Genomic DNA, 25,899 nt, shown 5'->3' with positions numbered 1-25,899 from the left:
ATATATATTTTAAATATACGAGGAAGTTCGTAATATGAATATGTTTTTTAGAAAAAATTATTTAATGATACCGGTATTGATTATACTTGGGTGTTTAGCTATTTTTAATAACACTGATAAAGTCCATGCTCAGAGTGTTAACAGTTATATTTACAACAATAATTTAAAACATGCCAGCATTACAAATGCACAGTGGGCTGGCTTTCCACATCCTGATTATGAACATGGATACGGAAAACCTGAAGGTGTAGTTGTTCATGAAACTGGAAATCCAAATTCTTCAATATTCGGTGAGATCAGTTTCATGAAAGGCAATTACGATTTAGCTTTTGTGCATAGTTTTGTAGATGCAGATCGGATTATTAATATTGCCAATACTAATTATGGTTCATGGGGTGCTGGTTACCCTGCTAATGCAAAGTTTGTGCAATTTGAGCAGGTTGAAATGCATAGCGCATATTCTTTTGCCAGCGAGGTTAATAATTCTGCTTATTATACTGCATATTTATTACACCAATATAAACTTCCATGCACATTTGCCAATGCAAACAATGGTTGGAATGGAACAGTCTTCTCCCATTATGCTACTACTATGAAGTGGCATTCCACCGACCATGTGGACCCTGTGACATATTTTGATAATGCAGGACGACAGTTTTTTGGACAATCGTATACAATGTCAGATTTCTTCCAATTAGTTCAAAAATATTATGGGCAGACTAATTCAAATTCTAATTCATCAAAGGTTTCATATGTTGATATTGATGCGTCGGCACGAATTATTCCCACCAATAATATTTTGTATAATCATGTTCCGGGTAGTGGTTATAAAGTTAAACAAATCACAACGGCCTCCAAATTATCAAATAAGAATGTTTTGATAGATGCTAAAGCCAACGTTTCATATGGACAACCATATTACAGGATTAGATATCGGGGCAAAGTGTTGGGATGGTTATACGCGGCCGCATTTAAAAATGTTAATGATGGTCTTAATTACAGTTCAGCCAAGGCAACGGCAAAAATCAAGTCGAATGCTAGCCATCAGATTTTTAATCATATTGCTGAAAGCAGGTTTAAAAATAAAGTTGTAACTTCGGCTAAGAGTTTGGCTAACAAAAAAGTTGATATTACAGATAAGGCACAGAAGAACAATGAAAAAACAGGGTATTACAAAATTAGTTCTGGTGGAAAAAGCTTAGGATGGCTATATCAATCTGATTTACTTGACGTAACAGATAATATTCAATATACGGATACTCATTTTACGGCCAGGATAAAGCAAAATGTTACTAATGATTTTTATAATCATGTGACAAAATCTGCTTATATAATTGTTAAGAATAATTCTGGAAAATCCTTCAAAGGTAAAAATCTAGTTATCAATTGTAAAGCTCATGTTCCTGTATGAAAGTAGCGTACTATCGTGCAAGTCTAGGTAATAAAAATCTGGGTTGGATATACGGAGCTGCATTGGAAGGTTTTAATGATGGTTCAAAGTATACTGATGCACATGGTACTGCGGATATTTCTGCCAAAGTTGGGTCTAATAATATTTATGATCATATCCCCGGTAGCTACTATAATGTTTCTCAAATAGCATATGGATCGAATTATAAGGGAAAACACGTTACGTTTGATTGTATTGGTCGTATTGAGAGTGACAGTACACCATACTATCGTATTTCAATAGATGGACATGTTCGAGGCTGGATTTCAGGTCGGGGGTTAAAGTCAATTAAATCGTAGGTTTATAACTCTTGTTTCGAGCTCTAATGATGAGAGTATTATTGAAGTTTGCTGCCAGTTTATTAATCGATTTACTAACTAATGTTTAAGAAACAAAAAAATCCATACCAAGTATCGTTTTCGATAACTTGGTATGGATTTTTTTGTTTATCTAAAGGCGTTAGTGTTACTAGTTGCTGGCTGCTGTTGCGTATTGTCCTGCTGTGAAGGGGCAGGTGATTGTTGAGCAGGAGTTGCATTTCCAGTAGCACCTGATGATGATGATTCTTGGCCACTAGTAGAATTACCACCATCTAATCCGGAAGTCCCTGTTTTAGCTGGCTCCAAATCTAGTGAATCACGAATAAATTTAGTAACTCGTTCCATTTCATCCGGTTGGGCAACTTCATAATCACCACCACCAATTACTGTTCCAACTCCTTGTAAGTGAGTTGATTTCAAATGATGGGTAGCAACTCGATATTTGGTTGATAAAGTGAGTAAGTCATTAAAAGTTAAATCTGTTTGAGTCTGCTTTTGCAAAGAATCCATGAACTTTTGGTTCAAAAGAGCGGTGGCCGAATCACTTTTACGTAATACTGCCATTAGAACTTGACGTTGACGAGTTTGACGACCGTAGTCACCAAGAGGATCGTCATGCCTCATTCTGGAATAATCTAAGGCAGCTGCACCTTCAAGATGAATCTTTTCGCCTTTTTTGACATCGGCATTACCGTATTTGAATGTTAGTTTAGGTGTTACGTCAATTCCACCAACACCATCGACAATTTTTTCAAGTCCACCCATGTTGATCAAGCCGTAGAAGTCAATTGGAATATTCAGTAATTGTTGAACAGCTTTGATAGTTGTTCCAGCACCACCTAAATCGTAAGCGGCATTGATTTTTGATGGGGCATAGTCTGTATAACCTGGAATTGAAATGGCCGTATCACGGGGGATACTTGTTAGTGTCATCTTTTCCTTTTTAGGATTTAAGGTTGCTACAATGATAGTATCAGTCCGGCCTCGGAAGTTACGTCCAAGAGCACCGGTATCAGTACCTAATAATAAAATAGAAATAGGCTTTCCTTGTTTAAGGGTATCTGATACGTCGCGAGCTTTTTGAATATCGGCACTACTAAAAATTGAATCAGCAGCTCTCTTCGCTTGCATCCATTTATATACGCCGAAGATTGCTAAAAGTACAACCACGACTGCTGATATGGCAATAATTAATTTTTTTCGATTTGGATTAGGTTTCTTTCCCGGTCGATTTTCTTTATTATTTCGTTCAGCACTTCTGCTTTGAGTACGACTATTGTTAGTGTACTGATTACCGGAACGACTATTTTGTGAGTCATTGTTATCCATTAGGGATGTTCCTCCTACAAAGGACAAGCATGAAATAATGCCTTTGTTTATATGTATATTTTAAATATAAAATATCTATTGTATCTAAGATAGTATATCTTATAACTGGATGATATAGCTAATTTTCTCTTAGATATTTAAAAAATGTTAAGCAAATTTACGTTATTGAAGCAAAAAAAGCGCTAAGATAGTGATAAATATGCGGGGGGATTGGGATGCCAGAAATTAAATTGAGACATTTTCGGACAGATGACTATCAGGTCTATGTTGATTTGTTAAACAATCAAGCTATTGCCGAACGCTCAGGAATGAAGAATCATTTGAGCTCTTTTGAGAGCTGGATGGCATTTCGAAGCTTGATTGAGAATAATCATCATTGGGTGATTGAGTATGGCGAACAAATGGCGGGATTTATCCTGTTTTTTTCTGAAGAAGATGTTCATAATTTCGAAGTTGGATACGTTTTGGGACGGTCTTTTTGGAATCAAGGGATAATGACAAAAGCTTTGAAAATTGCTCTACATAATATGGCCATTGATAATCCGTCTATTAAAAAATTCACTGCAGGTACTTGGCATGATAATTTAGCATCTCAAGTAGTGCTAAAAAAGAACAACTTTACTCGCGTTCCGGGAGAGTTTAATGTTGTTTCAGCATTTGATAATAGTCCTAAAACTGAATATCATTTTGAAAAATTAGTTTAGAGGTTGATATCGAGTTTATCTTTACCTATAATAAATACTGCATCGAAAGAAGAGGTTGCCTTAAACATCAGTAACTAACTTGAGACGAAAAGCGTCGATGATGGTTAGTGAAAGGGTGCGAGGCCGAAGTGCGTGTGAGCTTTTTCGAACACGTGTTGGGATCTAGTTTAATAGACTAGGAACTGTCGCTGTACAAAGTTACAGCGGAGCGCTATCTACGATTTGACTGATATAGGAATTAACCGGTCTTTTTGTGAGCGTAAGCTTTCAAAAAGGCTTTTTTATTTTAGTTAACTCTACAGGAAACAGCGCCTTCTTAAATTTTAGGAGGTCTTTGCATGGCAAAGGAAGCACAAAAAGAACACAACCAAGTGGAACGTGCGTTAAAGACGCGTCATATTTCAATGATTGCCCTTGGTGGAAGTATTGGAACTGGATTATTTGTAGCCAGTGGCTCGGCAATTTCAACGGCCGGACCTGGAGGAGCTTTAGTAGCATATATCGGAATGGGTATCATGGTTTACTTTCTGATGACCAGTCTTGGTGAAATGGCTACATATATGCCTGTATCAGGATCATTTGCTACTTATTCAACTAAATATGTTGATCCCGCATTTGGATTTGCAATGGGGTGGAACTATTGGTTTAACTGGGCCATTACCGTCGCGGTTGACATTAGTACGATTGCTTTAATTATGAAGTTTTGGTTGCCGAATATACCAGGGTGGATTTGGAGTATGGTGGCGTTGGTCATTATCTTCCTGGTCAATGCTTTAACAGTTAAAGCATTTGGTGAAACTGAATATTGGATTGCTATTATTAAGGTAGTCACAGTTGTTGTATTTTTAATTGTTGGTGTTTTAACAATCTTCGGTATTATGGGTGGTCATGCCACTTTATTAGAAAACTTTGTTTATAAGAAAGCCCCATTTGTTGGTGGAATTCCTGCAATGTTGAGCGTCTTCGTTGTTGCTGGATTCTCTTTCCAAGGAACGGAATTAATCGGAATCACAGCTGGTGAATCTGAAACACCTGAAAAGAGTGTTCCACGTGCTGTTAACCAAGTATTCTGGCGAATTCTACTATTTTATATTTTGGCTATCTTCGTTATCGCATGTATTATTCCTTATACAAGTCCTGACTTGTTAGGATCATCTGCAACAGACGTTAAGATTAGTCCCTTTACATTAGTTTTCCGTCGTGCTGGTTTAGCTAGTGCAGCTGGTGTTATGAATGCTGTTATTTTGACTTCTGTTTTGTCTTCAGCAAATTCAGGGATGTATGCATCAACTAGAATGCTATATTCATTGGCTAAGCAAGGTTATGCTGCTAAGTTCTTCTCACATACTACCAAACGTGGGATTCCTCTAGCTGCATTAGTTGGAACAACCATTGTTGGATTGTTAACATTTATTTCTAGTGTTGCTGGTCCTGAAATTTATATGTGGTTAGTTGCTGCTAGTGGATTGACTGGATTTGTGGCATGGGTTGGAATTGCTGTTTCACATTGGCGCTTCCGTCGTGCATTTATCAAACAAGGTCATGATTTAAGCGAATTACGTTACCGTGCAAAATGGTTCCCAGCTGGTCCAATTTTTGCCTTTATCCTAAGTATTGTTGTTATTGTCGGACAAGATTTAGGAGCTGTTAAGCACATGAATTGGGAAGCTATGGGAGTTACTTACATGGCAATTCCGTTGTTCCTAATCATGTTCTTGTACTATAAGATTAAATATAAAACCAAACTGATACCATTAGATGAAGTTGATTTATCTAAACCAGATATCACTAAAGAATAATAAAATCAAGATATTGAAATGATTAATATTGATGATACAATATGTAGTATTGATTAAAACAAAAAGGGGAACTACTAATGATTGCATTGTCAGGCCCAATTGGCGCTGGAAAAACAACTTTAACGGAATTACTTTCACAACACTGGAATAGTGATGCTTATTACGAATCAGTGGATGATAACAAAATTTTGCCACTATTTTATAAGGATCCAAAACGCTATGCCTTTTTACTTCAAATTTACTTTTTGAATAAACGTATGGATAGCATCAAGAATGCTTCTGATATGAGTCGTAGCGTGATGGACCGTTCTATTTATGAAGATTCATTGTTGTTTCATTTAAACGCTGACTTAGGTCGTGCAACTGATACTGAAGTAGAGATATATGATTCATTGCTTAGCAACATGATGGAAGAATTACCCCGTCTTTCATATAAGAAGAATCCGGATTTACTAGTTCATATCGATATTTCATTTGATACGATGTTAAAACGAATTCAAAAACGCGGTCGTTCATATGAACAGATTGAAACAGATCCAAGTTTATATGAATACTACAAAACATTAAACGAACGTTATGTTAAATGGTTTGATGCATATGATCAAAGTCCTAAGATTAAGATTGATGGTGATCGTTTAGACTTTGTTGAAAACGATGATGCTCGTGCTGAAGTAATTCAATTAATTGACCAAAAGGTTGCAAGTATCTAATTGTTATTCTGCAATGAATATTGTAAAATAAGGTTATTGAAAAACGCGATACGTTTTAAGTAGACTCAAAGAGAGACAATGATGGTGTGAATTTGTCAGTTGAAACTCCGACGTGGAATGCGGGTGCGTTAATAGCACACGGGTAATGCCGTTATCATTATTTGAGAGCATCACTATTTAGTGGTGAACTTGGGTGGTACCGCGAAAAGAGCCTCTTCGTCCCAATATTTGGAGAGAGGCTCTTTTTATATATTCTAAGGAGGAATTATAATGCTAGATTTAAAATTGATTCGTAATAATCCAGATGAGATTAAAGAAAAGCTTGCTACTCGTGGCGTAAAAGGTGAAACAATTGATGAACTTTTAGCTAAGGATAGCGAACGTCGTGATTTGATTGTTAAGAGCGAAAACATGAAGAAGCATCGGAATGATGTTTCTGATCAAATCTCTACTTTAAAACGCAACAAAGAAGATGCTAGTGACCAAATTGCTGATATGCAAAAAGTTAGCAAGGAAATTAAAGCACTTGATGAACAATTACAAGTCGCTGCTCAGCAAGTTGATGATATGGCTGCTCATTTACCAAATATTCCAAATCCAGAAGTCCCAATTAGTTTAACTGAAGAAGGCAGTGTTGAGTTACGCAAAAATGGTACTCCTCGTAAATTTGACTTTAAGCCTAAGGCACACTGGGAAATTGGTGAAAAATTAGGAATCTTAGATTTTGAAACAGCAGCTAAAGTATCGGGTAGTCGTTTTGTTTACTATATTGGTGCTGGAGCTCGTTTGGAACGCGCTGTTTACAACTTTTTCCTTGATCAAAACATTGAAGCTGGATTTACAGAGGAAATCACCCCATACATGGTTAATGACGCATCGATGTTTGGTACCGGACAATTCCCTAAGTTTAAAGAAAGCCATGCTGGTTATGAAATTAAGGATGAAGAATTAACTTTAATTCCGACAGCAGAAGTTCCTTTAGTTAATTACTATCGTGATGAAATCTTAGATGAAGATCAACTTCCAATTAATGTCACTGCTCTTTCTCCAGCATTTCGTTCTGAAGCCGGAAGTGCTGGTCGTGACACTCGTGGACTTATTCGAATGCATCAGTTCAACAAAGTAGAGATGGTTAAGATTACAAAGCCAGAAGATTCATGGAATGAACTTGAAAAGTTGACTCGTCATGCTGAAACGCTTTTGCAAAAACTTGGTCTTCCTTATCACGTAATTACATTGACTACGAGTGATATGAGTTTTACTGCAGCTATGACTCATGACTTGGAAGTTTGGATTCCTGCACAAGATAAATACCGTGAAATCTCAAGTTGTTCGAACTGTACTGATTTCCAAGCTCGTCGTGCACACATTCGCTATCGTGATGCTGATGGCAAGTTACAATATGTTCATACCTTAAATGGCTCTGGATTAGCAGTTGGACGTACCGTTGCTGCAATTTTGGAAAACTACCAAAATGAAGATGGTACAGTAAACGTCCCAGAAGCATTAGTACCTTACATGGGTGGTATGACTGTTATTAAATAGTTAGCTATAGATAAACTTACATTTTTTTGATGTAAGTTTATTTTTTTGTAACCGATTTCTTTATTATAGGATTAGCTTTAGGATAATTTTATGAAGTGGTATATACCCATAAAACCCTTGACCTGTATTATTTTACGGTATTAGTATGAAATGGTATAGAAAAAGGAGACGTGATAATGAAAACATATTTTCAACGTATGGGTCGTTCGCTACAATTACCAGTGGCTGTTTTACCTGCAGCAGCTTTACTAGAAGGAATAGGCCATTACTTACCAGCTAATTGGGTTATCGCTCAATTTTTACAGTCTGGTGGACAAGCCATTTTAAGCAATTTATCAATTTTATTTGCAGTTGGACTGGCACTTGGGATGTCGAAGGATAAAGATGGTGCTTCTGCATTAGCCGGATTAGTTGCATACTTAATTCCAGTTAGTGTTTTAAAACCAGATAGTGTTGCTTTATTAAAGGGGATTAAAGTGACACAAGTTGATCCGGCTTTTAATGCAATTGCGGGTAATGTATTTATTGGTATTGTGGCAGGACTTGTAGCGGCAGCACTGTATAATCGATTCCATGAAACAAGATTACCAATGGCATTATCGTTCTTCAGTGGTAAACGCTTAGTGCCAATTTTATCTGCACTAACAATGCTGGTCATCACAATACTACTATTGCTAATTTGGCCACCACTGTATAATGCTCTAGTTGCTTTTGGTAAATTCATGGTTAGCTTGGGTGCTGTTGGGGCAGGATTATATGGATTCTTTAACCGTCTATTAATTCCAACTGGGTTACATCAAGCCTTGAACCAAGTATTTTGGTTTAATATTGCTGGTATTAATGATATTGGAAAATTCTGGTCCAACATCGGGACTAAAGGTGTAACGGGTATGTACATGGCAGGTTTCTTCCCAGTTATGATGTTCGGGTTGCCAGCCGGTGCTTACGCCATTTATCGTAATGCTATTCCAGAACGTAAAAAGGAAACAGCTTCGTTAATGTTAGCTGGTGGTTTTGCTTCATTCTTTACGGGGGTTACAGAACCACTTGAGTTTTCATTTATGTTTGTTGCATGGCCACTATATGTTTTACATGCAGTATTCACAGGATTATCACTTGGGTTTGCAGCCTTTATGCATTGGACTGCTGGATTCACTTTCAGTGCTGGATTGGTAGATTTTGTTTTAAGTGCGCATTTACCAATGGCAAATATGCCATTAATGTTGTTAGTTCAAGGACTAGTAATGGCAGTTATCTATTACTTCGGATTTAATTTTGCAATTCATAAATTTAATTTAATGACTCCTGGACGTGAACCGTTAACGGACGACAGTGATCAAGTTGTGGGTGTTGAAGTAAATGATGAAGATAATAAATATTCACGCCAGGCTAAACAAATTTACGCTGCAATTGGTGGCAAGGATAATATTAGCGTAATCGATAATTGTACAACTCGTTTGAGATTACAATTGAAAGATACTGATTTAGTAAATCAATCTTCAGTTAAAAATGCTGGAGTTGCTGGTGTTAATGTTTTGGATAAAACTAATATTCAGATTGTTATTGGAACAGAAGTTCAGTTCGTTGCCGATGCTTTAAGCAAACTCTTCAATAATGGAACTGAATTAACTAAAGTTAAGAATACTCAAAACTCTTCTAATGAAGAAACACAAACTGAAAATACTAAAACAGTCAAAACGGTTGTTGAGAACTTATACTCAGTTGTTCATGGAGCATTGATGGATATTTCAGAAGTTAATGATGCAACTTTTGCACAAAAGATGTTGGGTGATGGCTTCGCGGTTGAACCAACAGATAGCCAAGTTGTTGCCCCGGTTGATGGAACTATTATGTCAGTGTTCCCAACTAAGCATGCGATTGCGATTAAATCAGATGAGGGCTTGGAAATTTTAGTTCATATGGGTATTGATACAGTTCAACTGGATGGAAAGCCGTTTAAAGTGAATGTTTCGGAAAATGATCATATCAAGCATGGTGACGTAATTGCTAACATGGATTTGGACAAAGTTCGAGATGCAGGCAAAGACACAACAATTATGGTGATTATTACTAATATGGATCAAGTTATTTCATATAAGAATGAATCTGATCAAAATATTAAGGCCAACGAATTAGCTGGAAAGGCTGATGTTAAGGCTTGAGTTTAAATGATTGAAACGAATAAAAGTTTCAATCATTTTTTTATTTAAAAGTGATTGACAGACCTCTTCGATTTCGGTAAGATACTATATGTTGTCAAGAAGTCGAAAGACAATTGACACATCGTTCACATGGAGGATTAGCTCAGTTGGGAGAGCATCTGCCTTACAAGCAGAGGGTCACAGGTTCGAGCCCTGTATCCTCCATCTGAGCCGTTAGCTCAGCTGGTAGAGCATCTGACTTTTAATCAGAGGGTCGACAGTTCGAACCTGTCACGGCTCACTTTTAATTGCGGGCGTGGCGGAATTGGCAGACGCGCAAGATTTAGGTTCTTGTATCGAAAGGTGTGGGGGTTCGAATCCCTTCGCCCGCATTAGCACCATTAAGTTTTAGCCGACTTAGCTCAGTTGGCAGAGCACCTGTCTTGTAAACAGGGGGTCGGAGGTTCGAATCCTCTAGTCGGCATCTGCGGAAGTAGTTCAGTGGTAGAACATCACCTTGCCATGGTGGGGGTCGCGGGTTCGAATCCCGTCTTCCGCTTTTTGCACCCATAGCGCAACTGGATAGAGTGTCTGACTACGAATCAGAAGGTTGTAGGTTCGACTCCTACTGGGTGCATCATATGAGAATGGATAATATCCATTCTCTTTTTTATTGTTTTCTTTTATTTTTAGAGTACCATTAGTTAGGTAACGGGAAGTAGCTCAGCTTGGTAGAGCACGTGCTTCGGGAGTACGGGGTCGCAGGTTCAAATCCTGTTTTCCCGATTAAGTTAGAGCGTGGATCAAACTGGTAGTCTTTGAGTATTAGCATAGGAATAAGCATATTCCCGGGTTGTGGGAATGTGATTAGTACGTAGCTAAACGGAGAAGACTGGTTTGAGGAGCGCGTTTCAGAGAAGAGCGTAGATTATTCCTAGTTAGGGAATGATTACTTTTCGTAGCAAAGCGGAGAGATCAGGTTTGAGGAACGCGTTTTAGAATAGAATATTTAGGTCAAGTCTTGATGGCTTGTTTCACAACGGAACACAAAGAAGCACATACGCAACTAAAAGAGAGTTTTACTGGGCTTTATACCAGTGAAACTCTCTTTATCTTTTTAAAAATATTCACAAAAAGACAATATCTTTTGCTTTTTCAATTTTATTTCGTATAATAATAGTCAGTATTAGTCAAAGATTTGGAAGAGGTGATTAAAGTGCAAGGTCAAAATATCTCAGACATTATTGAGAAGTATCTCAAACAGATTCTCGCGGATTCTGAGGAAGTGGAAATTAGACGGTCGGAAATTGCTGACCAGTTTGATGTGGTCCCCTCCCAAATCAATTATGTTATTAAAACTCGCTTCACGATCCAAAACGGATACGTTGTTGAAAGTAAGCGTGGTGGCGGAGGCTATATCCGCATTGAAAAAGTTAAGTTACTAGATGATATTGATGTCTTGGACTCTTTAATCCAAGTGATTGGAGATTCGGTTAGTGAACGAGATGCAATCTCAATCATTGGCAGTCTATATGAAGATGATGTTTTAAATAAACGAGAGGCTGGACTCCTAGCTTCGACAATTGCTAAAAGCACTTTGGACTTTGGTGAACGTCGTTTGGAAGATCAGGTTCGCGCTAAGATTTTAGTCGGTGTGTTGAATCATTTAAGATATGAAGATTAGATAAAGAAAGTTAGGTGGACTAATGGACAATTTATTTACGCCTAGTGCAAAAAGTGTTTTAGTTTTAGCTCAAGAACAAGCAAAGGGATTCAAACATCCTGCTGTTGGAACAGAACATTTATTATTAGCATTAACGATTGAAGAAAATGGAATTGCAAAGAGTGTCCTAGAACAATTTGGTGTAACACAAGTAGATGTCTCTGAAGAAATCGAACGTTTTACTGGATACGGCACAATGAATTCCAGCTCCAACGATTACTTACCATATTCGCCTAAGGCCAAAGATGTTTTAGCTTTGTCTGGTGAAGAAGCTAAGCAATTGGCTGCAAACAAGATTGGAACAGAACATTTACTATTAGCTTTAATTCAAGATGATACAATTCTGTCTTCACGCATCTTATTAGCATTGGATGTTGATGTTGCTGAAGTAAGAAAAGTTATCTTACGTAAGCTAGGAGTAAATCCTACAGTTCAAGCACGTGAAACTGCCAAACGTAAGCGCGCTTCACAGAATGGAAAAGGTGGTACACCAACTTTAGATTCTGTTGCTCGTGATTTAACGGAAATGGCTCGTAATGATCAAATCGATCCCGTGATTGGTCGTCATAACGAAGTTCGTCGTGTTATTCAAATTCTTAGTCGTAGAACTAAGAACAATCCGGTTTTAATTGGCGAACCCGGTGTTGGTAAGACGGCTATCGCTGAAGGATTAGCTGAAAAAATTGTTACTGGTGAAGTTCCTGAAGATATGCAAGGCAAGCGCCTGATGATGCTAGAAATGGGATCATTGGTTGCTGGTACTAAGTATCGTGGTGAATTTGAAGACCGTCTAAAGAAAGTCGTTGAAGAAATTCAGGCTGATGGCGAAGTTATTCTCTTTATTGATGAATTGCATACCTTAATTGGTGCTGGTGGTGCTGAAGGTGCGATTGATGCATCAAATATTCTGAAGCCTGCCTTAGCACGAGGCGAACTACAAACAATCGGTGCAACTACTTTGAACGAGTATCAAAAGTATATTGAATCAGATGCTGCATTGGAACGTCGATTTGCTAAAGTAGAAGTGGATGAACCTTCACAAGATGAAGCCATTGAAATTCTAAAAGGTCTGCGTCCTAAGTATGAAGATCATCATCATGTAAAAATTACGGATGATGCCATTGAGCAAGCTGTTCGTCTATCAGCTCGCTACATTAGTGACCGTTTCTTACCCGATAAGGCAATTGATTTAGTCGATGAAGCAGCTGCTAAAATCAGAATTGATGGTTCTGATAAGAAGAGCAAGCGTGACTGTGATTTAGAAAAACTAAACCAGCTTACTGCTGATAAAGAAAATGCCATTGAAGATCAAGAGTTTGAAAAAGCGGCTGATATTCGTACTAAAGAAATGAAGCTGCGACAAAAACTTGATAAACAAGCGGATCAAAAATCAAAGAGTACCGATTATACATTAGTAGAAACTGGCGAAAGTGTTGCTGAAGTTGTCTCGGATTGGACGGGTGTCCCACTGACACAAATGCAACAATCAGAGTCAGAGCGCTTGATTAATCTTGAACATGTATTGCATGAACGTGTAATTGGACAAGATGAAGCCGTATCATCAGTTGCTCGTGCTATTCGAAGAGCACGTTCAGGACTTAAAGATCCTAAACGACCAATTGGTTCATTTATGTTCCTTGGACCTACTGGTGTTGGTAAGACAGAGCTAGCAAAAACATTAGCAGATGTAATGTTTGGATCTGAAGAAAATATGATCCGAATTGATATGTCAGAATATATGGAACGATACAGCACAAGCCGGTTGGTTGGATCAGCTCCTGGTTACGTTGGGTATGATGAAGGGGGACAATTAACTGAGCAAGTTCGTCGTAAGCCATATTCTGTAGTTCTTTTTGATGAAGTAGAAAAGGCTCATCCAGACGTATTCAACCTATTGTTACAAGTTCTAGATGATGGATTCTTAACTGATTCTAAGGGACGTCGAGTTGATTTCAGAAATACGATTCTTATTATGACTTCTAACCTTGGAGCAACAGCCTTGAGGGATGAAAAGTCAGTTGGATTTGGTGCTAAAGATGTAGCTGAGGATTACTCCGCAATGGCTGCTAAGGTTCGTGAAGTCTTGAAACAAAGCTTCCGCCCTGAATTCTTGAACCGAATTGATGAAACAATCATTTTCCATTCATTAACAAAGCCAGAGTTGCATAAGATTGTAAAATTAATGTCGAAAGATATTTTGAAACGTATGGCTGAACAAGGTATTAATACTAAGATTACTCCAGCAGCTATTGATGTGGTTGCTGATGCAGGATTTGATCCTGAATTTGGAGCTCGTCCAATTAGAAGAGCATTTCAAACTAAAGTTGAAGATCAACTTAGTGAGTTGATTCTAAGCGGTGAGGCCAAAGCAGGTGATGAAGTTACCGTTGGTGCACGTAACAAGAAGATTACGTTTAAGGTGACAAATCCGAGTGTCAAAAGTAGTAAAGTAAAGAGCTAATTCTAAAATATTCTAAGCAATCACAAATCTTGACAAAGGTTCTGTGAGAGTTTAGAATACTTTTTGTATGTAAAGTAAGTTGAAATGGATACAACGCGATCTATTGTCCGCAGTAATCCGTATAGAGAAAGCAAAAATAGCTTTATTTATTCTGGCTATTTTTGGTTTTTTTTTGCCAAAAAACGGGTTTTGTGAGTAATTGTAATCAAACTGTAACATTTCATTGCTAAATAATTGGAGAGGTGACTAACTTGGCAGGACATTTAGTTAAGTATGGTAAGCATCGTACACGTCGGAGCTACGCACGAATTAAAGAAGTGCTAGATCTCCCTAATTTGATTGAAATCCAATCAGATTCTTACCAATGGTTCTTAGATGAAGGTCTCCGCGATATGTTCAATGACATTATGCCAATTGAAGATTTTGCTGGAAAACTTTCTCTTGAATTCGTTGATTATCAACTATTAGAACCAAAATATACAGTTGATGAAGCTCGCGAACATGAAGCAAATTATTCAGCACCATTACACGTAACATTGAGATTAACTAACCACGAAACTGGTGAAATCAAGTCTCAAGACGTGTTCTTTGGTGACTTCCCATTAATGACAGAACAAGGTACTTTCATTATTAATGGAGCAGAACGAGTTATTGTTTCTCAGTTAGTTCGTTCGCCTGGTGTTTATTACAATATGACTGTTGATAAAAACAGCCGTAACATTTGGGGTACAACCGTTATTCCTAACCGTGGAGCATGGTTGGAATACGAAACAGATGCTAAAGAAGTATCTTACGTACGTATTGATCGTACACGTAAGATTCCAATGACTGAATTAGTCCGTGCCTTAGGATTTGGTTCAGATGAAGAAATTATTGATATCTTTGGCGGTTCAGACAGCTTAGATTTCACTCTTGATAAAGATGTTCACAAGAATCCTGAAGACTCACGTGTTGAGGAATCATTAAAGGATGTTTATGAACGTTTGCGTCCTGGTGAACCTAAGACTGCTGACAGTTCAAGAAGCCTTTTGACGGCTCGTTTCTTTGACCCTCGTCGTTATGACATGGCTCCTGTTGGTCGTTACAAGGTTAACAAGAAGCTTAGTTTGAAGACTCGTTTATTAGGTCAAACACTTGCCGAAACTTTAGCTGATCCAGACACTGGTGAAGTTATTGCACAAAGTGGTACTGAAATCACAAACGATGTTATGCGTGATCTTGCACCATTCTTAGATCGCTCAGACTTTAAGACAATCACTTATCAACCATCTTCAGAAGCCGTTGTTACAGATCCAATGACTATTCAAGTGATTAAAGTTCAAGATCCTAGTGATCCAGAACGTGAATTGAAGATGATTGGTAATGGTAATATTGATCTTAAATTGAAGCATATTACACCTGCTGATATTATCGCATCAATGAACTACTTCTTCCTATTACAACAAGGAATTGGCTCAACAGATGATATTGATCATTTGGGTAACCGTCGTATCCGTTCAGTTGGTGAATTACTACAAAACCAATTTAGAATTGGACTTTCGCGTATGGAACGTGTTGTTCGTGAAAGAATGTCAATTCAAGATGCTGAAACAGTTACACCACAACAATTAATTAATATTCGTCCAGTTGTTGCTGCAACTAAAGAATTCTTTGGTTCTTCACAATTGTCACAATTCATGGATCAGACTAACCCACTTGGTGAGTTATCTCATAAGCGTCGTTTATCTGCCCTTGGACCTGGTGGTTTGACTCGTGACCGTGCTGGATACGAAGTTCGTGATGTTCATTACACTCATTATGGTCGTATGTGTCCTATTGAAACTCCTGAAGGCCCTAATATCGGACTTATCAATAATATGGCTTCATACGCTAAGATTAACCGTTATGGCTTTATTGAAACTCCATATCGTCGTGTTTCATGGGAAGATCACAAGGTTACTGACCGTATTGATTACCTAACTGCTGATGAAGAAGATCAATTCGTTATTGCACAGGCTAACTCACCATTAAACGATGATGGTTCATTCGTTGATGATGTTGTTATGGCTCGTCATGATGATAATAATATTGAAATCAGTATTGAAAATGTCGATTACATGGACGTTTCTCCTAAGCAAGTAGTTGCCGTTGCTACTGCATGTATTCCTTTCTTGGAAAATGATGATTCTAACCGTGCTTTGATGGGTGCTAACATGCAACGTCAGGCTGTTCCTTTGGTTGATCCCCATTCTCCATTAGTTGGAACAGGTATTGAATACAAAGCTGCACATGATTCTGGTGTTGCTTTATTATGCCAACATCCTGGTTCTGTAGAATACGTAGACGCTCGCGAAATTCGTGTTCGTCGTGATGATGGTGCTTTAGATACTTACAAGTTGATGAAGTTCCGTCGTTCAAATGGTGGTAAGAATTATAACCAACGTCCAATTGTTCGCGTTAATGATAAAGTTGATGCCGATGAAGTTATCGCTGATGGTCCTTCAATGGAACAAGGTGAATTAGCTCTTGGTCAAAACCCATTAATTGCCTTCATGACATGGAATGGTTATAACTTCGAAGATGCTATTGCTATTAATGAACGTTTGGTTCGTGACGATGTTTATACATCAATTCATATTGAAGAATACGAATCAGAAGCTCGTGATACAAAACTTGGACCTGAAGAAATGACTCGCGAAATTCCTAACGTTGGGGAAGAAGCACTTAAGAACCTTGACGAAGATGGAATTGTCCGTACTGGTGCTGAAGTTGAAGATGGCGATATTTTAGTTGGTAAAGTTACTCCTAAGGGTGTAACAGAATTATCTGCTGAAGAACGTTTGCTCCATGCTATCTTTGGTGAAAAGGCTCGTGAAGTTCGTGACACATCACTCCGTGTTCCTCATGGTGGTGGCGGTATCGTCCAAGATGTTAAGATCTTTACTCGTGAAAATGGTGATGAATTATCACCAGGTGTTAACATGATGGTTCGTGTTTACATCGCTCAAAAACGTAAGATTCAAGTCGGTGATAAGATGGCCGGACGTCATGGTAACAAGGGTACTGTTTCAGTTGTTATTCCTGAAGAAGATATGCCTTACATGCCAGACGGAACTCCAATCGATATTATGCTTAGTCCCATGGGTGTGCCATCACGTATGAATATTGGACAAGTTTTGGAACTTCATTTAGGTATGGCTGCTCGTAACTTGGGTATTCATATGGCAAGTCCAGTATTTGATGGTGCTCAAGATAAAGATATTTGGGATGCTGTTAACGAAGCTGGAATGGATTCAGATGCTAAGACTGTCTTATATGATGGACGTACAGGTGAACCATTCGAACAACGTGTTGCCGTTGGTGTTATGCACTATATGAAACTTGCTCACATGGTTGACGATAAGATTCATGCTCGTTCAATCGGACCTTACTCACTTGTTACGCAACAACCTCTTGGTGGTAAAGCACAATTTGGTGGACAGCGTTTTGGTGAAATGGAAGTTTGGGCCTTAGAAGCCTATGGTGCAGCTTATACATTGCAAGAAATCTTAACTTACAAGTCTGATGATGTTGTTGGACGTGTTAAGACATATGAAGCAATTGTTAAGGGTGAACCAATTCCACGTCCTGGTGTTCCAGAATCATTCCGAGTACTTGTTAAAGAACTTCAAGCTCTTGGTCTCGATATGAAGGTTCTTGGAGACGATGACGAAGAAGTAGAACTTCGTGAAATGGACGATGACGATGATGACGTTGTTAACGTTGATGCTTTAAGCAAATATGCTGAGCAACAAAAGGAACAAAACGCTGCTAAGGCAGCCGAAAAGAGTGCTACTACTCCAGCTCCTGCAACCGATACAACTGATAGTAAACAAAACTAAGACGTTTAAAATAAGAAGGAGGTCGGTCCTTTGATCGATGTCAATAAATTCGAAAGCATGCAAATAGGCTTGGCATCACCAGATAAGATTCGTATTTGGTCTTATGGTGAAGTTAAAAAGCCCGAAACAATCAACTATCGAACATTAAAGCCTGAAAAAGACGGTTTGTTCGATGAACGAATTTTCGGCCCAACTAAAGACTATGAATGTGCCTGTGGTAAGTACAAACGAATTCGTTATAAAGGAATCGTCTGTGACCGTTGTGGTGTTGAAGTTACAAAGTCTAAGGTTCGTCGTGAACGTATGGGACATATCGAACTTGCTGCACCAGTAACACATATCTGGTATTTCAAGGGTATTCCTAGCCGTATGGGTCTTGTATTGGACATGAGCCCTCGTTCATTAGAAGAAATCATCTACTTCGCTTCATACGTTGTTGTTGATGCTGGAAAGACACCACTTGAAAAGAAACAATTATTAACAGAACGTGAATATCGTGAAAAGTTATCAGAATACGGTAACGACTTCAAAGCCGAAATCGGTGGGGAAGCTATCAGAACTCTTCTCGAAACAGTTGATCTTGAAAAAGAAGCAGCTGCATTAAAAGAAGAATTGAAAGATGCTTCAGGTCAAAAGCGTACACGTGCTGTCCGTCGTTTAGATATCGTTGAAGCATTTATCAAGTCTGGTAACCAACCAGATTGGATGGTAATGGATGCTATTCCTGTTATTCCACCTGATTTACGTCCGATGGTTCAATTGGATGGTGGCCGTTTTGCTACTTCAGATTTGAACGATTTGTACCGTCGTGTTATTAACCGTAATAACCGTTTGAAGAGATTGTTAGACTTGAACGCTCCTGGTATCATCGTTCAAAATGAAAAGCGTATGTTACAAGAAGCTGTTGATGCCTTGATTGATAATGGTCGTCGTGGCCGTCCAGTTGCTGGACCTGGTAACCGTCCATTGAAGTCACTTTCTCACATGTTAAAAGGTAAGCAAGGACGTTTCCGTCAAAACTTACTAGGTAAACGTGTTGATTATTCTGGCCGTTCAGTTATTGATGTTGGACCATTCCTTAAGATGAACCAAATGGGACTTCCTGTTCCAATGGCTATGGAATTGTTCAAACCATTCATCATGAAAGAACTTGTTGGTCGTGGCTTAGCTTCAAACATTAAGAATGCTAAACGTAAGATTGATCGCAAAGATGACGATGTCTACGATGTGTTAGAAGACGTTATTAAAGAACATCCAGTTCTTTTGAACCGTGCACCTACACTTCATAGACTGGGTATTCAAGCATTTGAACCAGTTCTAGTTAGCGGAAAGGCTATGCGTTTACACCCATTGGCCTGTGAAGCTTACAATGCCGATTTTGATGGAGACCAAATGGCTATCCATGTTCCTTTATCAAATGAAGCTCAAGCTGAAGCTCGTCTCTTGATGCTTGCTGCTCATCATATCTTGGCTCCTAAGGATGGTAAGCCAGTTGTTACACCATCACAAGATATGGTTATCGGTAACTACTGGTTAACAATGGAACGTGCTGAAAGTGTCGGAGAAGGTATGATCTTTAATGATCTCGCTGAAATCAAATTGGCACTTCAAAACGGTTACGTTTCAATCCATTCTCGTATTGGTGTTCGTGCTGACTCAATGGCTAAGAAGCCATTTACACCTGACCAAAAAGGTAAGATTTTAGTAACAACTGTTGGTAAGATGCTCTTCAATGAAATCTTGCCAGAAGACTTTGTTTACTTGAACGCACCTACAAATGAAAACTTAATTGGTAACACACCTGATGAGTATTTCTTAGATGCTGGTGAAGATATCAAAGCTCTTCTTAGTCAACAACCACTTATTGCACCATTTAAGTCAGGATTCTTGAGTGATGTTATCGCCCAGGTTTATAAGATTTATAAAGTGACTGCAACATCGCGTTTGCTTGACCGTATGAAGGACCTTGGTTTTGAACGTTCAACACTTTCTGGTGTTACAGTGGGTATTGCTGATATTACTAACTTGCCTGATAAACCAGAAATTATTGACGCAGCTCATAAACAGGTTGCAACAGTTACTAAGCAGTTCCGTCGTGGTTTAATTACTGATGACGAACGTTATGAACGTGTTATTGGAATTTGGAACGATGCTAAAGATGACATTCAACAACGATTGATGGAGAGTTTTGACCCTCAAAACCCAATCTTTATGATGAGTGATTCCGGAGCTCGTGGTAATATTTCAAACTTTACTCAGTTAGCTGGTATGCGTGGTTTGATGGCTGCTCCGAATGGTAAAATCATGGAACTTCCTATCTTATCAAACTTCCGTGAGGGACTTAGTGTCTTGGAAATGTTTATTTCTACTCATGGTGCTCGTAAAGGTATGACCGATACAGCTTTGAAGACCGCCAACTCTGGTTACTTAACTCGTCGTTTGGTTGATGTTGCTCAAGATGTTATCGTTCGTGAAAAAGACTGTGGAACAGATCGTGGATTATTAATTTCAGCGATTGCTGATGGTAATGAAATGATCGAACCACTTTATGACCGTATTCTTGGCCGTTACACAATGAAGTCAGTTCTTGATCCTGAGACTGGTGATAAGATTATCGGCGCTAACGAAATGATTGATGAAGTTGTTGCTCAAGCAATTGTAGAAGCGGGCGTACAAGAAGTAACTATTCGTTCTGCGTTTACATGTAACACTCGTCATGGAGTTTGTGAGAGATGTTATGGTCGTAATATGGCTACTGGTGATCGTGTTGAAGTTGGAGAAGCTGTTGGTACAGTTGCTGCACAATCAATCGGTGAACCAGGTACTCAGTTAACTATGCGTAACTTCCATACTGGTGGTGTTGCTGGTAACGAAGATATTACTCAAGGTTTGCCACGTATCCAAGAAATTGTTGAATCACGTAACCCTAAAGGTCGTGCTGAAATTTCTGAAGTTACAGGTACAGTTGAGTCTATCGAAGAAGATCCAGCAGAACGTACTAAGGACATTACTATTAAGGGCGAAACTGATACTCGTACGTATACTCTTCCAATCAACGCTCGTATGCGTGTTGCTGAAGGAGACTTTATCCGTCGTGGTTCAGCTCTTAATGAAGGTTCAATTGATCCTAAGGAACTTCTTAAAGTTCGTGATGTTCTTTCTACTGAAAACTACTTGCTTAGCGAAATTCAAAAAGTTTACCGTATGCAAGGTGTAGAAATCAGTGATAAGCATGTGGAAATCATGATTCGTCAGATGCTTCGTAAAGTTCGTGTTATGGATCCTGGTGATACTGATATTCTTCCTGGAACGTTAATGGATATTAATGATTTCAAGGATGATAACTACAAGACACTTATCGCTGGTGGTATTCCTGCTACTTCACGTCCAGTTATCCTTGGAATTACTAAGGCTGCTCTTGAAACTAATAGTTTCTTGTCAGCCGCATCATTCCAGGAAACAACACGTGTTCTTACAGATGCTGCTATCCGTGGTAAAAATGATCCACTTGTTGGACTTAAGGAAAATGTTATTATCGGTAAGATTATTCCTGCCGGTACTGGTATGGGCGATTATCGTCAAATCAAACCTGAAGTCGTTGGTGGCAACGTTGAACAACCACAATCACTTAGTGATGTTGAAAAAGAAATGAATGAAACTGTTGAAAAGTAGTTAAACTAAAAGAGTGAGCTCAAATGAGCTCACTCTTTTTACTTACATAAAAGTATAAAGAAAAGTGATAAAGCTGGAATAAAAGGCAAAGGCTTATGTTTGAAAGAAATATGAAATGGAAATATGATTAATGTTGCACAAAGCACAATGTAGGAAACTCTTTCTAAATTCAAAACTATCATGAAGCTAAGTATTAGTTCGATATCGGCTAACCCAATCCTTCGGAAGTATCTTTGGAAATCAAAAGCCTCTATAGACAATAGAATGATTAGACATAAAAGAATGAATCCAATGAGAGTGGGTTTGTGGAAAAAGAGTAATCCAGTTAAGTACAGAAGACAGTTAGTGCTTATACTTTTTGTTGCCAAGTCCTCGGTACTTATAAATAATAAAATTGTGAATAGCAAAAGATAATATAAAATATGTCGTGGAAAACGCACATATACTGATAGGAATAATAAAGCACAAATGAGTTCTATTAAGAGTGTGTAGATTGGAATTTTTGCTCGACAGTAGACACATTTTCCCAAACACAGTAAGTAACTAGCAATTGGAATAAGTAAGAATATAGGAAGTAGGGTCTGACAAGAGTCACAATGTGAGCGGGGGCTATAAATAGATTTACCTTGGGAAAGACGCTGATACGATGCTACTAAAAAGGATCCGATACAAGATCCAATAATAAATAAATAAAGTTGAATCATAATTCTCCTCCTGTATACTTATAAATAAGTATTTTTAACGCGAAGAATTTATTTTGATTCTTGCATTACCCATTATCACGTGATATTCTAATAGAGGTGCTTTTTGTGGACAGGTTCTGCAACGGCAGACATGCTGACTGGAAACGTTAGCCCTATAACTGTCTAGGCATTATTTTTATTTGAATAAAAATGAACCGCCTGGATATGTGTACTTAAAACAAGTTAATTCATAATTTGGAAGGAGAAACATTTCGATGCCTACAATTAACCAATTGGTTCGTAAAGGTCGTCATTCACAAAGCTCAAAGTCAAAAGCTCCAGCTTTGAATTACGGCTACAACAGCATGAAAAAAACTACAGTAGATAACCCAGCTCCTCAAAAACGTGGAGTTGCTACACGTGTGGGTACTATGACACCTAAGAAGCCTAACTCGGCTTTACGTAAATATGCCCGTGTTCGTCTATCTAACTTAATTGAAGTTACAGCTTATATTCCTGGTATTGGTCACAACCTTCAAGAACATAGTGTTGTCTTGATCCGTGGTGGTCGTGTTAAGGATTTACCTGGTGTACGTTATCACATTATTCGTGGTGCGCTTGATACAGCGGGTGTTACTGATCGTAAACAAAGCCGTTCTAAATACGGTACAAAGAAACCTAAGAAATAAGGAGGCTGTTTAGATGCCAAGAAAAGGCCCAGCACCAAAACGTGAAGTTTTACCAGATCCAATGTACAACTCAAAACTTGTTACACGTTTAATCAACCGTTTAATGTTAGATGGTAAACGTGGAACTGCTTCAAAGATTCTTTATGGAGCATTCGATATGATTAAAGCTGAAACAGGTTCAGAACCAACAGAAGTATTTGAAGAAGCTATGAACAATGTAATGCCAGTTCTTGAAGTTAAAGCTCGCCGTGTTGGTGGTTCTAACTACCAGGTTCCAATTGAAGTTCGTCCTGATCGTAAGACAACTCTTGCATTACGTTGGCTCGTTAACTACTCTCGTCTACGTGGTGAACACACTATGACAGAACGTCTTGCACGTGAAATCATGGATGCTGCTAACAACACAGGCGCTTCTGTTAAGAAACGTGAAGATACACATAAGATGGCTGAAGCTAACCGTGCCTTCGCACATTATCGTTGGTAATCTTTAGTCGTTGCAATTAATTTTTGCAACCATGGTGACTATTATATGGATGCATATAATAGTCATTTTTTCTAGTAAGCTATAATGCTACTTTTGGAAGGAGAAACAATAAACATATGGCTAACAAGCGTGAGTTTCCTTTAGAAAAAACTCGTAATATCGGTATCATGGCTCATATTGATGCTGGTAAAACAACAACAACAGAACGTATCTTATACTATACAGGTAAGATCCATAAGATTGGTGAAACTCATGATGGAGCTTCACAAATGGACTGGATGGCCCAAGAACAAGAACGTGGTATTACTATTACATCTGCTGCTACAACTGCTGCTTGGAAGAACCACCGTATCAATATTATTGATACGCCAGGACACGTTGATTTCACAATTGAAGTTGAACGTTCACTCCGTGTTCTTGATGGCGCTGTTGCTGTGTTAGATGCACAAGCCGGTGTTGAACCTCAAACTGAAACAGTTTGGCGTCAAGCATCTGACTATAATGTTCCTCGTATCGTGTTTGCAAACAAGATGGATAAGCTGGGTGCTGACTTTGACTTTTCTGTTCAATCACTCCATGACCGTCTTCAAGCAAATGCTCTTCCTATTCAAATGCCAATTGGTGCCGAAGATGATTTCGAAGGTGTCATTGACCTTGTTGAAATGAAGGCTGATTTGTATGACGAAGATGAGTTAGGTACAGAATGGGATACAGTTGATATTCCTGATCAATATAAAGAAGAAGCTGAAAAACGTCGTACTGAGATGTTAGAACAACTTGCTGATATTGATGAAAACATCATGGAAAAATACCTTGGTGGAGAAGATATCAGTGTAGATGAAATCAAAGCTGCTATCCGTAAGGGTACATTATCACTTGAATTATTCCCTGTTCTTGCTGGTTCAGCATTTAAGAACAAGGGTGTTCAAATGATGTTGGATGCAGTTGTTGATTATCTTCCATCACCACTTGATGTTAAACCTTATAAAGCTACTGATCCTGAAACAGGTGAAGAAACTGATTTGGTTGCCGGTGATGACAAGTCATTCGCTGCTCTTGCATTTAAAGTTGCTACTGACCCATTCGTTGGTCGTTTAACATTTATTCGTGTTTACCAAGGTACTCTTGAATCTGGTTCATACGTTTTAAATGCTACAAAAGACAAACGTGAACGTGTTGGTCGTTTGCTACAAATGCATTCAAACCAACGTCAAGAAATCCCAGAAGTATTCTCTGGTGATATTGCAGCTGCAATTGGTCTTAAGAATACAACGACTGGTGATTCATTGACAGATCCTGATCATCCATTGCACTTGGAATCAATGACATTCCCTGATCCAGTTATTCAGGTTGCCGTTGAGCCTAAGTCAAAAGCTGATCAAGATAAGATGGATATCGCTTTGCAAAAACTTGCTGAAGAAGATCCTTCATTCCGTGCAGAAACAAACCCTGAAACTGGTGAAACTATTATCGCCGGAATGGGTGAGTTGCATTTGGATATCATCGTTGATCGTATGAAACGTGAATTTAACGTTGAAGCTACTATTGGTGCTCCACAAGTTTCTTATCGTGAAGCATTTACTCAAAAGACTTCTGCACAAGGTAAGTTTGTGCGTCAGTCTGGTGGTAAAGGTCAATATGGTGATGTTTGGATCGAATTCGAACCAAACGAAGAAGGTAAAGGATTCGAATTCGAAGATGCCATTGTTGGTGGTGTTGTTCCTCGTGAATACATTCCTTCAGTAGAACAAGGTCTTAAAGAAGCATTGAATAACGGTGTTCTTGCTGGTTATCCTTTAGTTGATTTAAAGGCTAAGTTATACGATGGTAGTTATCATGAAGTCGATTCTAGTGAAGCTGCATTTAAGGTGGCTGCTTCGATTGCCCTTCGTGAAGCTGCTAAGAAGGCAGCTCCAGTAATTCTTGAACCAATCATGAAGGTTGAAATCCGTGTTCCTGAAGAATACATGGGTGATATCATGGGACAAGTTACTGCTCGTCGTGGACGTGTTGATGGTATGGAAGCGGTCGCTGGTGCTGAAGAAATTCATGCATTTGTACCTCTTTCAGAAATGTTTGGCTATGCTACAACACTTCGTTCTGCATCACAAGGTCGTGGTACATTTACTATGACATTTGATCACTATGAAGCTGTACCAAAGTCAATTCAAGAAGAAATTATCAAGAAAAATGGTGGACAAGCATAATTTTATGCAAATTCAGTAAAAAAGTTTCATTTCACATTTTACGTGGAATGAAACTTTTTTATTTTTTTATTTTTATTTTTATTTTTTTATTTTGTACCCGAATTTAAAATTGAAGTGCAACA

General features: G+C 38.4%; 16 protein-coding genes, 7 tRNA genes and 1 riboswitch. Of the genes, 21 read left to right on the top strand and 2 right to left on the bottom strand.

Annotation, left to right across the window (positions count from 1 at the left end; translation table 11 throughout):
- The first annotated feature begins 34 nt into the window (after positions 1-34).
- Together IV88_RS06315 and IV88_RS06310 are read left to right on the top strand one after the other, a co-directional pair.
- Positions 35-1,411 carry a GW dipeptide domain-containing protein gene (locus IV88_RS06315; RefSeq protein WP_057799874.1) on the top strand — a complete coding sequence of 459 codons (1,377 nt, stop codon included), beginning with the start codon at positions 35-37 and terminating at the stop codon, positions 1,409-1,411.
- Positions 1,408-1,749, top strand: a complete 342-nt coding sequence (locus tag IV88_RS06310; RefSeq protein ID WP_057799872.1) for an SH3-like domain-containing protein — start codon at positions 1,408-1,410, stop codon at positions 1,747-1,749. The genes IV88_RS06315 and IV88_RS06310 overlap by 4 nt, the downstream gene beginning before the upstream one ends.
- Before the next feature lie 147 nt (positions 1,750-1,896).
- On the opposite strand, the gene IV88_RS06305 is transcribed toward IV88_RS06310, so the two are convergent.
- Entirely contained in the window at positions 1,897-3,099 is a 1,203-nt protein-coding gene (locus IV88_RS06305) for an LCP family protein (protein WP_083486858.1), read from the bottom strand.
- 215 nt (positions 3,100-3,314) lie between these two features.
- On the opposite strand from IV88_RS06305, the gene IV88_RS06300 reads away from it, so the two are divergent.
- From IV88_RS06300 to rpoC, 16 genes are all read left to right on the top strand, one after another.
- Positions 3,315-3,803, top strand: coding sequence for a GNAT family N-acetyltransferase (locus tag IV88_RS06300; protein ID WP_057799870.1), 489 nt, complete (start codon positions 3,315-3,317; stop codon positions 3,801-3,803).
- Between the two features lie 41 nt (positions 3,804-3,844).
- Positions 3,845-4,025: riboswitch (Lysine riboswitch) on the top strand.
- Positions 4,026-4,141: 116 nt separating this feature from the next.
- On the top strand, positions 4,142-5,602 hold the full coding sequence (locus tag IV88_RS06295; protein WP_057799868.1) for an amino acid permease: 1,461 nt from the start codon (positions 4,142-4,144) through the stop codon (positions 5,600-5,602).
- A 77-nt stretch (positions 5,603-5,679) separates the two neighbouring features.
- Positions 5,680-6,312 (top strand): deoxynucleoside kinase, encoded by a 633-nt coding sequence (locus IV88_RS06290; RefSeq protein WP_057799866.1) that lies wholly within the window; start codon positions 5,680-5,682, stop codon positions 6,310-6,312.
- Between the two features lie 270 nt (positions 6,313-6,582).
- Entirely contained in the window at positions 6,583-7,857 is a 1,275-nt protein-coding gene (gene serS / locus IV88_RS06285) for a serine--tRNA ligase (protein ID WP_057799865.1), read from the top strand.
- A gap of 176 nt (positions 7,858-8,033) precedes the next feature.
- Positions 8,034-10,019 (top strand): N-acetylglucosamine-specific PTS transporter subunit IIBC, encoded by a 1,986-nt coding sequence (gene nagE / locus IV88_RS06280; protein ID WP_057799863.1) that lies wholly within the window; start codon positions 8,034-8,036, stop codon positions 10,017-10,019.
- 131 nt (positions 10,020-10,150) lie between these two features.
- A tRNA-Val gene (locus IV88_RS06275) sits at positions 10,151-10,223 on the top strand.
- 3 nt (positions 10,224-10,226) lie between these two features.
- Positions 10,227-10,299 (top strand) — tRNA-Lys (locus IV88_RS06270).
- A gap of 9 nt (positions 10,300-10,308) precedes the next feature.
- A tRNA-Leu gene (locus tag IV88_RS06265) sits at positions 10,309-10,390 on the top strand.
- 19 nt (positions 10,391-10,409) lie between these two features.
- A tRNA-Thr gene (locus tag IV88_RS06260) sits at positions 10,410-10,482 on the top strand.
- Positions 10,483-10,485: 3 nt separating this feature from the next.
- A tRNA-Gly gene (locus tag IV88_RS06255) sits at positions 10,486-10,557 on the top strand.
- Between the two features lie 4 nt (positions 10,558-10,561).
- Positions 10,562-10,635: transfer RNA gene (locus IV88_RS06250), tRNA-Arg, on the top strand.
- A gap of 75 nt (positions 10,636-10,710) precedes the next feature.
- Positions 10,711-10,784: transfer RNA gene (locus IV88_RS06245), tRNA-Pro, on the top strand.
- Between the two features lie 430 nt (positions 10,785-11,214).
- Positions 11,215-11,682: a CtsR family transcriptional regulator gene (locus IV88_RS06240; RefSeq protein ID WP_057799861.1), complete on the top strand. Its 468-nt coding sequence runs from the start codon at positions 11,215-11,217 to the stop codon at positions 11,680-11,682.
- 22 nt (positions 11,683-11,704) lie between these two features.
- Complete coding sequence (locus tag IV88_RS06235; protein WP_057799859.1) at positions 11,705-14,182, top strand: ATP-dependent Clp protease ATP-binding subunit; 2,478 nt, start codon at positions 11,705-11,707, stop codon at positions 14,180-14,182.
- A 251-nt stretch (positions 14,183-14,433) separates the two neighbouring features.
- Positions 14,434-18,042: a DNA-directed RNA polymerase subunit beta gene (rpoB, locus tag IV88_RS06230; RefSeq protein ID WP_057799857.1), complete on the top strand. Its 3,609-nt coding sequence runs from the start codon at positions 14,434-14,436 to the stop codon at positions 18,040-18,042.
- 30 nt (positions 18,043-18,072) lie between these two features.
- A complete protein-coding gene (gene rpoC, locus IV88_RS06225) occupies positions 18,073-21,714 on the top strand; it encodes a DNA-directed RNA polymerase subunit beta' (protein WP_057799856.1) in 3,642 nt (1,213 codons plus the stop codon).
- A 38-nt stretch (positions 21,715-21,752) separates the two neighbouring features.
- Here the strand turns inward: rpoC and IV88_RS09580 are convergent, their stop codons facing one another.
- Positions 21,753-22,418: a prepilin peptidase gene (locus tag IV88_RS09580; protein ID WP_083486857.1), complete on the bottom strand. Its 666-nt coding sequence runs from the start codon at positions 22,416-22,418 to the stop codon at positions 21,753-21,755.
- A 254-nt stretch (positions 22,419-22,672) separates the two neighbouring features.
- Here IV88_RS09580 and rpsL point away from each other — a divergent pair, with 254 nt between their 5' ends.
- The 3 genes from rpsL to fusA all read left to right on the top strand — a co-directional run bounded on the left by rpsL (position 22,673) and on the right by fusA (position 25,777).
- Positions 22,673-23,086, top strand: coding sequence for a 30S ribosomal protein S12 (gene rpsL, locus IV88_RS06220; protein ID WP_057799854.1), 414 nt, complete (start codon positions 22,673-22,675; stop codon positions 23,084-23,086).
- 13 nt (positions 23,087-23,099) lie between these two features.
- Positions 23,100-23,570: a 30S ribosomal protein S7 gene (gene rpsG, locus IV88_RS06215; RefSeq protein ID WP_057799852.1), complete on the top strand. Its 471-nt coding sequence runs from the start codon at positions 23,100-23,102 to the stop codon at positions 23,568-23,570.
- 116 nt (positions 23,571-23,686) lie between these two features.
- Positions 23,687-25,777: an elongation factor G gene (gene fusA / locus IV88_RS06210; RefSeq protein WP_057799851.1), complete on the top strand. Its 2,091-nt coding sequence runs from the start codon at positions 23,687-23,689 to the stop codon at positions 25,775-25,777.
- Positions 25,778-25,899 lie beyond the last annotated feature (122 nt).

The sequence above is a fragment of the Pediococcus argentinicus genome, assembly GCF_001437605.1.
Classification (GTDB): domain Bacteria; phylum Bacillota; class Bacilli; order Lactobacillales; family Lactobacillaceae; genus Pediococcus; species Pediococcus argentinicus.
The sequence above is the reverse complement of the archived record's forward strand: the minus strand, read 5'-3'. Positions and strand labels throughout refer to the sequence as shown.